We start from the raw sequence: 13,369 nt of genomic DNA on the forward strand, positions 1-13,369 counted from the left end.
CAGCCTGTTGGCATGGAACTGGCGCCCTGCGACTGATCGGCTAGAAGCGCTGGCAGCATGAGCTTCAAACGTCAAACCGCATCCGGCAGAACGCTCTCATTAGAGCAGCTCGAAATCTGGCTCGATACGCTTGATCCGCCGGTCGCCGGTGTCTCCTCGATCGATGGCTTCCTCGCGGCGTTGGCTGCCGGCCCGTCCATCATCAATCCGGACATATGGCTCAAGAGCATCCTGCGCGAACACGTCCAAAGCGCCCGATCGGCACCCGCGCGCCGAACGATCCTTAAGCGCTACAACCAGATCTGCATCGAGCTTGCCGAGTGCCCTGAGGTCTATGCGCCGATCTATATGCGGACCGAGGACGGCGAGGTCCTGCTGGAAGACTTTGCCAATGGCTTCTTCACCGCAATGCATCTGGACATGGACGCATGGAAGCCCTTCGTGTCTGATCGAGACTTCGGCCTGCCGCTTGCAGCTATCCTTGGCCAAAGCACGATCATCGATGGCATATCATGGATCGACCAGCTCCAGGATCCTCTCGCAAATCAGGCTCTTGCAGATACCTGGCGGATGATCCCCCAGATCATCTCCTTCATCCATGGCCAGTGTGCCTTTGCAAGAACCCTGACCGTACACTGAAGCCTCTCCACATCCCACGTGGGGTCGAAGCAGCGGTTACGGTCAATCGTGCGCTAGACAATGCATTCTTCAGCGGCTGGCCGCAGGATGAATTCGAGCTGCTGGAGTTCTTCGTCCAGCTCAGAAAATTGACCATGGCAGACGCATTGGCGCACGAGCCGATCGAGCTCCCGTTGACCCGGCAGTAAGTCCCGTCCGTGTGAGCCCGCCTGCTTCGGGACAGGCAGTACACCGCGTCATCAGGCAAGAATGCCGATGCAGGTGCTTTCCTTCTCCCATCCGCAGCGCTGAAGCTTAGCAGGGGCGCCCCCGGCCCCAGGGCCGGGCCGGGCTCTGCTTTCGCTGACGCTCCAGTCGAGCCGCCTGGCGGCGTCTCGCCGGCAAGGCCGCAACGATCCCTGGCGCGAAAGTCTCGTCCCGCATCGCGGTTCGCTCGGGATGCCCTGGGCATCCCGGATGCGGGCGCCGCGCGGGCGCGCGGCGGCGCTGGGCCTTGTCGGCTCCAAAGTGGCGGGGGGCGTCGCTGCCCTGTAGCCCCGCCTCGCCGGGCCGCAACCCGTCCGCTTCGCGCCCGGCTCCTCCATTTCATTTCGGCCTTTGCAGGTGCGCCCCGCCTTAGGCCGGCGGGGCTGTCGAGCATGCTCCTGCCGCCCCCCGCCACCCTGGCGCCGGTCAATGGCGGTTGAGAAAGGAGCAGAGAAGATGAGCCATCACAGCCTCTATGGTGAGGTCACCGCGCGGATCATCGCCGAGCTGGAAGACGGGCGCCTGCCTTGGGTGAAGCCGTGGGATCCTTCGCGTTGTCCCTGCATGATGCCGAGAAATGCGGCGTCGGGCCGCTACTATTCCGGGATAAATGTGCTCATTTTATGGGCAGCGGGAGCGGGTAACGGGTTCTCCTCGCAGCGCTGGCTTACATACCGGCAGGCCGAGGCGGCTGGTGGCAACGTCCGGCGCGGCGAGAAGGGCACCACTGTGTGCTACGCTGACAGGTTCGTCCCCAGGGATGAGGCAGCACGGGCCCAGAGCGAGGGCGCACAGGCGAAGACGATTGCGTTTCTGAAAAGGTTTGTGGTTTTCAATCTGGACCAGTGCGAAGGTCTTTGCGATGATCTGACGGCGCCGGTTGAACTGCCCGATCCGGTTCTGGCGATCGGGCAGGCGGACCGGCTCATTGCCGACACGGGCGCGGATTTCCGGGTGGGCGGCGTGGATGCTTTCTATGCGCCGGGCTTTGATTATGTGCAGGTGCCTCCTCAGGCAGCCTTTCCCGAGCCCGCCGACTGGTACCGGACGGCACTGCACGAACTGGGCCACTGGGTCGGCGGCAAGGGACGCCTGGAGCGCGATCAGACCGGTCACTTCGGATCTGAGGCTTACGCCCGGGAGGAATTAACGGCCGAACTCACATCAGCGTTCACTTGCGCAGCGCTGGGTATCGAGCCCAGCGTCCGGCATTCCGATTACATTGCGACGTGGCTTCACCTGATTCGCGCTGACGAAAAGGCGATTTTCCGCGCCGCGAGCGCAGCAAGCAAGGCTGCGGACTGGCTCCTCGCATGCGGGCAGCGGCAGGACTAGCTTTCCTGCCCATTTCGGCTCGCAAAGCCGGTCCCGCTGCGCCGCACGCGGCGGGACCGGCCGCGGATTGCGGACGTCTGCCGGCGCTCCCCATTGCATCATCGAACGCCCCGCGATGGGTGTGCAGCAGGTCTCGCCATGCCCTTATCCAGGGCGTGGCAATGTCCGACGCTGGCATGGCGATCAGCGTCTTTGTTGCGGGCAGGACATGGTGACTATTCTTCGCGATCGGCGCGGCCGCGGCCGTGTCCTTGTCCTTGTCATCGGATTCTGGCCCCACCACCTTTTGGGCGGTGTTCGAAGCGATAGCGTCGCTGCACCCGATTTTCACACGCCCCGCTACCCGTCATCTGCTGCGCCCTGCGCCCGCCGGCATTGAACGGCCCGGTATGGTCGATTTCACCCCCCAGACGTTTTCGACCCTGCCGGCGGGCTGGCGTTTGCCGCAGATCGAGGGTCCTCAAAAGGGCGGCGGCGGGCCGCCCCGGGGCAAAGAGGACCTTACCGATGAGCATCCCCGATGACGTCGAAAGGGCGCAGCGTGCCAGGCGCGGCTCCCCCTTCCTCAACACCGATCAGGCCGCGGCTTATCTCAAGGTTTCGCCGCGTCTCCTCAAGCGACTGCGCCGGCGCGGTGACGGACCGACATATCGTCGCCACAGCCAGCTCGTTCAGTACCACATCGACGATCTCGAGGCTTGGAGCGAGGCCAACGCCGAACGTGAGCTGAAGCGATGAGGGCGTCTGAACTGCGTGCGCACAGCGCCGCGAGCGGTGCCGGGCAACGCATCGCTGCGCCGTCACAATGCCGGCCAAGGCGCCGCACCATCGCAGCGGGGATACTCGCGGCAGGTCTTGCCCTGACGAGCGCGTTCCCTCCCGCACCGCGGCTGGTATGGAATGCGAGTTCCAGTGCCCCGCGCGGGCTCTATACGGTCTCGCCAGGCGCCTATATCCGCACCGGCGACATGGTTGTCGCCCGGCTCGCACCTGCCTGGGAAGACTTTGCTGCCGCGCGGCGATATCTCGCTGCCCATGTGCCACTGGTGAAACGCGTTGCCGCCGGGCCTGGCGACCGGGTCTGTGCACAGGGCGGCAAGATTTTTCGCAACGGCGTCTTTCTGGCCGGCCGTCTCGGGCGGGATCGTGCCGGGCGCACAATGCCGTGGTGGAACGGCTGCCTGCGCCTGCAATCGGGGCAATTTCTTCTGCTCATGGCAGATAACCCCGCCTCCTTTGACGGACGCTATTTCGGGATTACCAGCCAGCAGTATGTCATTGGCCGGGCAAGGCTCCTATGGGCGCGGTGAGGCCGGCCTGGACGATGGCGCTGCTATTGATGCCGGTAGTTACGGGAGCGCCGGCGGCGGCCGCGACCAGGAGCGTGGACCGGTGGAGCGAGCTGATCGGTGAGGCCGCCGACCGGTTTGCGGTACCGCGAGGCTGGATCGAGCGTGTCATCGAGGCGGAAAGCGCCGGCCGTACGCATCAGGACGGACGCCCGATTCGCAGTGGCAAGGGCGCGATCGGGCTCATGCAGCTGATGCCCGGGACCTGGGCCGAGATGCGTGACCGTTTGCATCTTGGGGATGACCCGGACGATCCTCGCGACAACATTCTGGCAGGGACATGCTACCTCAGCATGCTGCACGCGCGTTTCGGCTATCCAGGTTTTTTCGCTGCATACAATGCCGGTCCCGCACGCTACGAAGAGCATCTCTCCGGGCGGCCCTTGCCCCGCGAAACGAGAGACTATCTTGCGCGGGTGACCGGCCCTGACCGTGATGCGCCGTCCCTTGCATCGCGCTCGATCTTCGTGGTCCCCGGCGGAGGCAAAAGCGCTTCGAAGGATGGACCCGGCGATGACGCTGCGATTGATCCCCTGTTCGCGATCCGCAGGCGATGATGCGCATGGCACTGCGCGGTATTCCGGTGCTCGTAGCACCGTGGATCGCAGCGGCGTGTCGGGCGCGCTGGCCTGAAGATCCAGGCGGCTTGCAGGCCCGTGACGGCGCGGTGGCACCACGCTCAATACGAAATCGGCTGGCCCTGCGCGGCGCGATCCGTTGCACAATTTTCCTGGTTTGCAGCTGGCCCGCGCGCGCGAAGCATCCGCCGCGACGTGCCGGCTCGGCCATGTTCATCATGTGCCTTGCGCAGGTGCAATTCTACTATCCCTGCGGCATCGCAGGGCCCTGGCGCGCTGCGGGCATGGTGGGTGCCGGACACCGTGCCTGCCCGGGAGACAGCAGCGTGCCTTCGCGGGTACCTGACATGCCGGCTTTAGGGGCCGGTGATGCCAGCTACCGGATAGCATTCTTGGCATTGCCGCGGCAGATCGGCCAAGCGGGGCGAGAGGAGCAGATCGAGGCGATTAACAAGATAGAAGCTGTGTCTCCAAACGAAATGCAACCCCTTATCCTGAAATGCTTATTGCACGAGATACGCGAAACAGGCGGGGGGCAGCCGCGAGACGCCCGGAACGGGCGGGCGATGCAATGAGCGATGACGAATTCGAGCCGCGCCTCGGGCGGCAGGGCAATACCGGCAAAGCGACGCGCAAGTACGCAGCACGAGTGGACGCCGGCGCCCGGGTTCACGGCGTCAGGGCGAAGCGCTCGGGCACGCGCTTCGATGGCAGTCGCATCGGTCGCGCCGCCGCGATTGGAAGACTGCTTTCTACGCGAAATTCGCAAGGCCTTTCGAGGTCGCGCCGCGCCGTCGTCAAGACGAGCCTCGTGCACCTCAAAGGCCGGGGGCTTCATGCAGCGCGCGCGCACCTCAATTACATCCAGCGCGACGGCGTTACGCGCGGCGGCGAAGCTGGCGAACTTTACGGCCGCGGGGGCGAGCCGGTCGATGGCCGCGAATTTCTCGCCCGATGCGCCGGGGACAGGCACCAGTTTCGGGCCATCATCTCGCTGGAAGACGGCGAGCGCTACGAGGACCTCAAACCTTATATGCGCCGTCTCATGGATCAGGTGGAAAAAGACCTTGGAACCGGACTCGACTGGGCCGCGGTCGACCACCACGATACCGGGCACCCTCACACTCACGTCGTGGTGCGCGGGGTGGATGACAAGGGCAGGGATCTTGTGATCGCCCGCGAGTACCTCGCGCACGGCCTGCGCGAGCGCGCTGCGGAACTGGCGACTCGTGAGCTTGGCCTGGCATCCGATCAGGACATCGAGGCCCGCCTCAGCCGGGATGCGGACCAGGAGCGCCTGACCGCAATCGATCGGCGACTTCTCTCGCGTCTGGACAGCGAGCGCTGCGTCATGCCTGAAGCGGCGGATCCGATCTGGCGCGCTTACGAGATCAGGCGACTGCACCGGCTGGAAGCCATGGAGCTTGCCCGCAGCGCAGGCCCGCAGCGCTGGCGTCTCGACGTCGCTATCGAAAGCACGCTAACGCAAATGGGTGAGCGCGCCGATATCATCCGCGTGATGCAGCGCGAATTGACCCGTTCGGGGTTGGAGCGCGAGATTCGCATCCACACGCCTGCCGCCGGCCCGCTCATTGGCAAAGTGCAGATGTACGGCGTTCGTGACCAGCACCGCCAGCGTCAATTCCTGCTGGTGGACGGTGTCGATGGCCACATGCACTATCTTGATCTTGGAGTGATGGGATCCGGCAGCGAGATCGCAGAGCAGGCTGCTATCCGGGCGGCGGCGGCACAGGAAAGCGGGACCGTCGCCATTGATCGCACGATCGGGACGGTTGCAGCGGCCAATTCGGGGGAGTATTCCCAGCGCCTCCATCTCCGTCACGATCCGCACGCGAGCACGGCGCAGACCCTGATTTACGAACAGCGTCTGGAGGCCTTCTGCCGTGCAGGTTTGATCAAGCAACGAGATGCGGCGGGCACGTGGACGATCCCGGGAGATTTTCTGGAGCGGGTCGGCGCGCTCGAAGAACGACAATTGCGTGACTACCCGGTGGAGATTGAGGTCCTGGCGAAGCGACCGCTGGCGCAGCTGGCGACCTTCGACGGCGTGACATGGCTCGATCACGAGCTTTCCGACCCCCATGTATCCGGCGCGCGTGACCAGGGTTTCGGACGCGAGCTGCGCGGTGCTCTTGCCGTCCGGCGGCAATGGCTGGTGGAGCAGGATCTCGCGCACGAAGATGCGCACGGATTCAGGCTGCGCTGCGGTGCGCTCGCACAGTTGCAGCGCCGTGAGCTGTTGCGTCTGGCTGAGGAAGTATCCCGCGACCTTGGCAAGCCTTATGTTGAGGCCGCATCCGAGGTGCGCATAGAAGGGCGCATCGCGCGCAGGATCGAAGCGGAGGCCGGCGGTTATGCGGTGATCGAGAACGCGCGTGACTTTACGCTCGTCCCCTGGAGCCGTGATTTCGCGAGGCAGGTCGGCAAAGAGGGCGCGGGGATTGTTCGAGATGACACCATGCCACACTGGACCCTGCAGCGGGGTCGGCAGGGGCCGGAAATCGGCTAGCGTCTTCGTACTCCCCGATGCCCAGGTTTAATGGCTTTGCCACGAGGCGGCAGGCACTGCTGCGAAAACCGTGAACCCGCACGGCTCATCAGCTGCGTGGGTGCACCGCACCATAGGGTCATCGTACATGGGTCCATCGCACCCGTGACAATCTCTCTTTCTTGCTCATTAGGTTGTGGTGGAAAATCATTGCAACCTTACATGTCTACAATATGCCGAGTGGGCATGTATGCTATCTGCCGACGACCGTGATGCGGTACAGGCAACTCTGAAGGGAGATCCGTGTGGATGGAGTGGACATCGCCAGGCCGGTCACGCGCTCACCCGCAATCTGTTCAGTTCGATAAATTTCGTAACAGGATCGAGACATTGCGCATCTAGTGCGTTAGCTCTGGGTCTTCCGCCACACTCTCAACGACCCCGCTTTATCAAGGACATTCATGATCACCAAGCATCCCGTCCTCGTTACCGGCGGCGCCGGTTATATCGGCAGCCATGCAGTGCTGGCGTTAAAGGACGCAGGGTGGTCCGTGGCGGTGATCGACAATCTGGTCACCGGTTTCCGCTTCGCCATTCCCGAAGGCGTCGCCTTCTATGAAGGCGATATCGAAGACGCAGACCTGCTCGCCCGCATCTTTGCTGACCAGGGCATGGGTGACGGCAAAGGTGCGATCATGCACTTCGCCGGTTCGGTGGTGGTGCCGGAATCGGTCGAGAATCCCCTCAAGTACTATCACAACAACACAGCCAAGAGCCGCGCCCTGATCGAAGCGGCAATAACGGCGGGCGTACCGCACTTCATCTTCAGCTCGACAGCGGCGACTTATGGTATCCCCAAGGTGTCGCCCGTGACCGAGGATGCGCCGAAGGAGCCGATCAACCCCTACGGCATGTCCAAGTTGATGACCGAAGCGATGCTGGGTGACGTCAGCCGCGCTCACCCGTTCAATTATTGCGTGCTACGCTATTTCAATGTGGCCGGAGCCGACCCGCAGGGCCGCACCGGTCAGTCGACCGCAGGTGCCACGCATTTGATCAAGGTGGCGGTGGAAGCGGCGCTGGGCAAACGCAGTCATGTCGGCGTATTCGGCACCGATTTCGACACACCCGATGGCACCGGTGTACGCGACTACATCCACGTCTCGGATCTCGCCAGTGCGCACGTTCTGGCGCTCGAGGCGATCATTGCCCAGCCGTTGCAGTCGCTGACCATGAACTGCGGGTATGGTCGCGGCTTCTCGGTGCTTGAAGTGCTGGATGCAGTAGACCGCGTGACCAACCTCACCATCGACCGCCGCTTCGAGGGGCGCCGCGCGGGCGATCCCGATGCGCTGATCTCCAATAACGAGCGCATCAAGTCGACGCTTCCGTGGACGCCCCAGTACGACGATCTGGGTATGATCGTGGAACATGCGTTGGCGTGGGAACGCAAACTGAGCGAAATCCGCCCGGTGTAAGCGAGACATGCCCTTCGCTATCTGCCTACTTTCTGCATATCCCAAACCCCTTCCGTTGCTTCTGCCTTTACAGGGTCGACAGAGATAGCGGCTGCGAGAGGGGACGTGCCCGCGCCATGCCATGCCAATTCCTGTCGAGTCTAAGGCCCGGAGGTCTGCGGGCTTGCTTCTGGCGTGATCCACCCCTCGCAGACGTTTTAGAAGTTTGCGATAGTCGCACCGATCAGACTTCGAGATTGGCGTCGAAGATATCGGGCGACCTTCAATGCTCACGTCGAGACCTCATCGGAGGTGCCCGGGGCGCGCGGGGTAACGCGCACAGGATCGAAGTGGAGGGGGCAATTATGCCCTGGTCGAGAAAATCCATGACTTCACGCTCGTCCCCTGGCGCTCAGACTTTGCGAGCCAGATCGGCACAGAGAGAGGGGCGGGGATCGTTTGTGACGGCGCCGGACACAGAAACCTTTCGGGGGGAAGGCGGGGGCCGCAGATCAGCGAGCGTGCGTGGTGCCGAAACGCCGCAAGTCACGGGCTTTGTCATGCCCCTCGCAGAGCGGCGATTGAACGCACTTGCAGCATTGTGTTAAATCCCTCCCGTATTTTATGGAAAGGATTGGCTGTGATCCGCCAATGGTTGAAGCGACTGCAGTTCGTTCTGCAGACACCGTGGTTCTGTAACTCCAGAACCGAGGGGTGCACCTTCAAAAAGCGGTGTTCTAACTGCCAGATCGAACATGGGCCGGTGACAAATTAGCCTAGGCGAATCGGCCGCGGGCGCAAGAGGCGTTGCGTTCAAAATGACGGGACGTGGCCTCTGCGCGGACAAGTATTGTGACGGAAACGTCACAGCGTCGCGATAATCGCGACCTTAGTGGTGGCGGCACCCGCGGGCGCATTCGTCTCGCCCTCCTCGATGCACCTCACCAAGCGGACGGATAGTGCGGGTATTGCGTGGTTTCACGTAGCGAAAGTCGTCCCTGCAGAGAACGGCCGCTGCTCGGGCGGCAGACCGGCGCGCTTGACGTGCATGCCGAAGCGTTGGATTGCACAATGGAACCATCTCGGATCAAATACTTTCAGCGGTCTGGGGGCTGAGATGGTAAGCGCCCCCCAGATGGCTATGATGAAGGAGGTCACATGAAGCTGAAGCAGACCATGCTCGCACTCGGCGCCGCCGCAGTGCTGGCTGCCCCGGTCGCGGCTCAGGCCGGTACCACGGCTGCAGCCTCGGTTGGCAAGATCAGCAGCCTGAGCGGTGTTGGCGAGCGTCGCTCGGCCGCCGTGAAGGCGAAGAACAAGGCTGACGGCGGCGTCGTCGTCCTTGGCCTGCTCGCAGCCGGCGCCGCCGGTTTCGGCGTGTACAAGGCGGTTGACGACAACAAGTCGAACGGATCCTGATCCGCTCGCTTGCGCAGCAGCGAATGACGACGGCCGCGGCAGGGACCTCCTGCTGCGGCCGTCTGATTTTTTGGCCCAGCATTTCAACGCGCCGGTATCGGCAATGCATTGACTATCCCCCCCAGGATCAATCTCGTGTTTCAATTTTTCAAGTGCCTGATGAATCGCCACATCCCTGCCAAAGGGAAGGATCGATGGAATGGCAGCATGTATGTGCGGCTCTGCCGGGGCTGCGACGGTCCGATCGTGCGCAAGGGGCATTCCAACCGATGGATACGCAAGAGGTGATTGCGCGGGTCCGGGCAGGCGTGCCGATTTCGACGAGCGGTCGCAACATCGGTCGATAGGCCTGCCCGCTTATCGGTGAGATGGAAGGGCCCCGAGCACAACTTGGTCCCGGCTATGAACGGCGGCCAGCATCACACGATGCCCCGTTCGAGACAGTGCCTGTGCTTTTGGGCCGGACCAATCCGGTCAGCTGGCTGTTGCCCGCTGGTCTGCCCTGTCCGGCAGGTTCGATTTGGCCAAGCGAAGGGTGCGCCACGTAGGCAAGGCCGCAAGGGTTAGCCATGCTATTCGCGCGTGATGTCTTGCTTCGCGAGCCGCGGTCGTCATCGCCGGCACCGACCATGTCGGCGATCATCGCGGCCCGATTACCGCCAATGTGATCGCATCACGGCCGCAGAGCTTTTTCCTGTGCTCGGCTGCCGGCCGGTTTTCCTCCTTTGCCGCGCTCTAGTCTCGAAAGTCTCGCATCGCCCCGCCTTCGAGCCGAGGCGGGTGCGGTTTGCCTGACGTTCCGCTCCCGTAAAGCGGTCCCGGGCCCGAATGGCCCTGAAAGGTCCCCCTAGGCACCGCACGGTCTCTGCCGCCAGAGCGCGATAAGAGGCAGGCTCCAGTCTGTTCGTTCAGCCCCGCTGAGCCGCGACTGGAGATCCTCGTGACCCCGACCAAGCTTCTCATTGGCCAATTGATTGTGGTGCTGGCCATAATCCTTGCAGGCATCTGGTCTGCAACGCAGTGGGCGGCCGCAGCGCTTTCCTATCAGCCCGAACTCGGTGCGCCGTGGGCCGATCTTGCCGGCTGGCCCGTCTATGCACCGTGGTCCCTTTTCATCTGGTGGTTCCATTTCGATGCCTATGCGCCCCAGATCTTTGACGAGGCGGGCGCGATCGCGGCGGCGAGTGGTCTGGTCGGCTGCGGCGCAGCGGTCTTCGGGTCGCTGTGGCGCGCGCGTCAGCGCCGCGAGGTCACTACTTACGGTTCGGCGCGCTGGGCGACGCGGCGCGACGCCAGATTAGCCGGATTGCTGGCCAATCGCGGTGTGTTCCTCGGACGTTTCGGACCCCATTACCTGCGCCACGATGGCCCCGAGCATGTCATGGCGTTCGCTCCGACGCGATCGGGCAAGGGCGTCGGGCTCGTCGTTCCGACCCTGCTTGGCTGGACCGGTTCTGCCGTCATTCACGACATCAAAGGAGAGAACTGGGCATTGACGGCCGGTTGGCGTTCGCGATTTTCGCATTGCCTCCTTTTCAATCCGACCGATCTGCATTCGGCCCGGTACAATCCCCTGCTCGAAGTGCGCCGCGGCGAGAACGAAGTTCGCGACGTGCAAAACATCGCAGATATCCTCGTCGACCCCGAAGGCGCGCTCGAACGTCGCAGCCATTGGGAAAAGACCAGCCATTCACTTCTGGTCGGCGCGATTCTGCACATCCTCTACGCCGAGGAAGAAAAGTCACTCGCGCGCGTCGCCACCTTCCTCTCCGATCCCGAACGTACCTTCGAGGCAACGCTGCGGGCGATGATGACGACCAACCACCTTGGCACCGCAGAGGCCGCCCGCGTCCATCCCGTCGTGGCTTCGGCCGCGCGTGAACTGCTCAACAAGTCCGTGAATGAACGCTCGGGCGTCCTCTCGACGGCGATGTCGTTTCTCGGGCTGTACCGTGATCCGACCGTTTCCGCGGTTACCAGCGCATCGGACTGGCGCATCGCCGATCTCGTCGCGGCGACCCATCCGGTCTCGCTTTACCTTGTGGTGCCGCCGTCAGACATCAGCCGTACTAAGCCTCTAATCCGCCTGATCCTCAACCAGATCGGCCGGCGGCTCACCGAGCAGCTGCCTGAGGTCTCGCGCGCACCGCGCGGCGCTTCCAAGCATCACAAATTGCTGCTGATGCTTGACGAATTCCCCGCGCTTGGCCGGCTCGATTTCTTCGAGACCAGCCTGGCCTTCATGGCGGGTTACGGCGTGCGTGCCTTCCTGATCGCGCAGAGCCTCAATCAGATCGAGAAGGCGTACGGCGAGCACAACGCCATCCTCGACAACTGCCATGTGCGCGTAGCTTTCGCCACCAACGACGAACGCACGGCCAAGCGGCTCTCCGATGCGCTGGGCACGGCGACGGAGCAGCGCTCGATGCGAAACTACGCCGGGCATCGGCTGGCGCCCTGGCTCGCCCATGTCATGGTCAGCCGGCAGGAGACCGCCCGCGCTTTGCTGACCCCGGGTGAAGTCATGCAGCTGGCTCCCGGCGACGAACTGGTGCTCGTTTCCGGTACGCCGCCGATCCGTGCCGCCAAGCTGCGATACTACGAGGATCGGGCATTTTCCGCGCGCATTCTGCCGCCGCCGCAGCTGGTTCCCAGCGGTCCTCGAGATTTGCCGCCGCGGCGCGGCAATGACTGGGGCAACGCTATCCGCGCGATTGACCCGCGCCTCGACGCAGCAGCGCAAGGGGAGCAATGGGTTGAAGCCGGTGGGCGTGAGCAGGTACGTTTGCCCGAACAGGAGATGGCTGCTGCGCCCTCATGTTCCGCCGCCGCGAGCGACGCGCTCGGTCTCGATGATGAACAGGACGATCTGTCCGCCGAAAGAGCCGGGATCGACCGCCTGGTGCAAAGGCGCCTGGCGCCGGTGGTGTTCGGTCTGGAACAGACTGATCGTGCCGACCCGTTGCAGCTGGGGCTCCAGCTGTGAAGGGCAAGGTCCGTCATCAGCTCTTCCTACCGCAGGCGGTCAGCGACCGGTTCACGGCAATGGCCGCCCGTCCGGGCGTATCCCGCTCGCAGCTTCTTGCCCGGGCCGTCTCGGACTGGCTCGACCGGCGGGATGCATCCGATCTTGATGAGCGGTTCGGTCCGCGGCTCGATCGCATCACCGCGCTGCTTGATCGTCTGGTGCGCGACAGTCACATCGAGCTTGAGACGCTTGCGCTGTTCATTCGCTACGAGCTGGCGATCCATCCTCCGCTCGCAGACAGCGATCGGGCCGGACGGGCGGCAGGGGGCGTCCGGTTCGAGGCGTTCCTGACCCAGGTGGCGCGAAAGGTCGCCATGGGAGAGCGTACCCTGGAAAAGGGAGCGCCGCGATGAGCGGGCAGGCAGGCGAGACGCTCTCGGCGACCCGGCGGCGCGTCATGCTGCACAGCGCGATGGGGCCGGAAATCGAGGCGGCGCTGCGCAATCCGCGCGTCATCGAAATCATGGTCAATCCTGACGGCGCATTGCGTTTCGACATTCTTGGCGAAGGGCTCGTCGACACCGGCGTGAGAATCGCGGCCGAGCAAATCGAGCGAATCGTGCGGCTGGTCGCGAGCGGTGCGCGCGGAGAAGTTCATGCCCGTCGTCCCATCGTCTCCGCGGAACTCCCGGCCCACACTGCAGGCGCCGGCGAGCGCTTCGAAGGGATATTGCCGCCGGTCTCGAGCGGCCCGTGCTTTGCAATCCGAAAGCCCGCCGCGCGCATCCATACGCTCGATGACTATGTTGCCGACGGCTTCATCTCGGTCCAAGGCGCCGCCGTTCTGCGTGAGGCGGTGCTTGACCGCC

The 13,369-nt window shown here is 63.6% G+C and carries 11 protein-coding genes and 1 pseudogene; all 12 read left to right on the top strand.

Going from position 1 to position 13,369, the window contains the following annotated elements:
* The first annotated feature begins 57 nt into the window (after positions 1 to 57).
* Positions 58 to 639 carry a UPF0149 family protein gene (locus tag LH128_RS03755; RefSeq protein WP_008828249.1) on the top strand — a complete coding sequence of 194 codons (582 nt, stop codon included), beginning with the start codon at positions 58 to 60 and terminating at the stop codon, positions 637 to 639.
* A 702-nt stretch (positions 640 to 1,341) separates the two neighbouring features.
* Positions 1,342 to 2,220 carry an ArdC family protein gene (locus LH128_RS03760; protein ID WP_008828250.1) on the top strand — a complete coding sequence of 293 codons (879 nt, stop codon included), beginning with the start codon at positions 1,342 to 1,344 and terminating at the stop codon, positions 2,218 to 2,220.
* Positions 2,221 to 2,727: 507 nt separating this feature from the next.
* Positions 2,728 to 2,958: a helix-turn-helix domain-containing protein gene (locus LH128_RS03765; protein ID WP_008828251.1), complete on the top strand. Its 231-nt coding sequence runs from the start codon at positions 2,728 to 2,730 to the stop codon at positions 2,956 to 2,958.
* The gene (locus LH128_RS03770) at positions 2,955 to 3,530 is read left to right on the top strand and encodes a S26 family signal peptidase (RefSeq protein ID WP_083910092.1); all 576 of its coding nucleotides are present in this window, start codon (positions 2,955 to 2,957) and stop codon (positions 3,528 to 3,530) included. Before LH128_RS03765 ends, LH128_RS03770 begins: the two co-directional genes overlap by 4 nt.
* A 29-nt stretch (positions 3,531 to 3,559) precedes the next feature.
* Positions 3,560 to 4,126: a lytic transglycosylase domain-containing protein gene (locus LH128_RS03775; RefSeq protein ID WP_327195052.1), complete on the top strand. Its 567-nt coding sequence runs from the start codon at positions 3,560 to 3,562 to the stop codon at positions 4,124 to 4,126.
* A gap of 5 nt (positions 4,127 to 4,131) precedes the next feature.
* On the top strand, positions 4,132 to 4,722 hold the full coding sequence (locus LH128_RS33105) for a hypothetical protein (protein WP_172704929.1): 591 nt from the start codon (positions 4,132 to 4,134) through the stop codon (positions 4,720 to 4,722).
* 74 nt (positions 4,723 to 4,796) lie between these two features.
* On the top strand, positions 4,797 to 6,677 hold the full coding sequence (locus LH128_RS03785) for a DUF3363 domain-containing protein (RefSeq protein WP_327195053.1): 1,881 nt from the start codon (positions 4,797 to 4,799) through the stop codon (positions 6,675 to 6,677).
* A gap of 440 nt (positions 6,678 to 7,117) precedes the next feature.
* The gene (galE, locus tag LH128_RS03790) at positions 7,118 to 8,134 is read left to right on the top strand and encodes a UDP-glucose 4-epimerase GalE (RefSeq protein ID WP_008828256.1); all 1,017 of its coding nucleotides are present in this window, start codon (positions 7,118 to 7,120) and stop codon (positions 8,132 to 8,134) included.
* A 1,137-nt stretch (positions 8,135 to 9,271) separates the two neighbouring features.
* Complete coding sequence (locus LH128_RS03795) at positions 9,272 to 9,532, top strand: hypothetical protein (RefSeq protein ID WP_008828257.1); 261 nt, start codon at positions 9,272 to 9,274, stop codon at positions 9,530 to 9,532.
* Positions 9,533 to 10,472: 940 nt separating this feature from the next.
* A complete protein-coding gene (locus tag LH128_RS03800; protein WP_008828258.1) occupies positions 10,473 to 12,518 on the top strand; it encodes a conjugal transfer protein TraG in 2,046 nt (681 codons plus the stop codon).
* On the top strand, positions 12,515 to 12,913 hold the full coding sequence (locus LH128_RS03805; RefSeq protein WP_008828259.1) for a CopG family transcriptional regulator: 399 nt from the start codon (positions 12,515 to 12,517) through the stop codon (positions 12,911 to 12,913). The genes LH128_RS03800 and LH128_RS03805 overlap by 4 nt, the downstream gene beginning before the upstream one ends.
* A pseudogene (locus tag LH128_RS03810) lies at positions 12,910 to 13,369 on the top strand (ATPase, T2SS/T4P/T4SS family); the annotation flags it as partial. The gene LH128_RS03805 and the pseudogene LH128_RS03810, both read left to right, overlap by 4 nt.

Origin of the sequence: Sphingomonas sp. LH128 (assembly GCF_000293195.2) — a bacterium.
Lineage (GTDB): Bacteria > Pseudomonadota > Alphaproteobacteria > Sphingomonadales > Sphingomonadaceae > Novosphingobium > Novosphingobium resinovorum_A.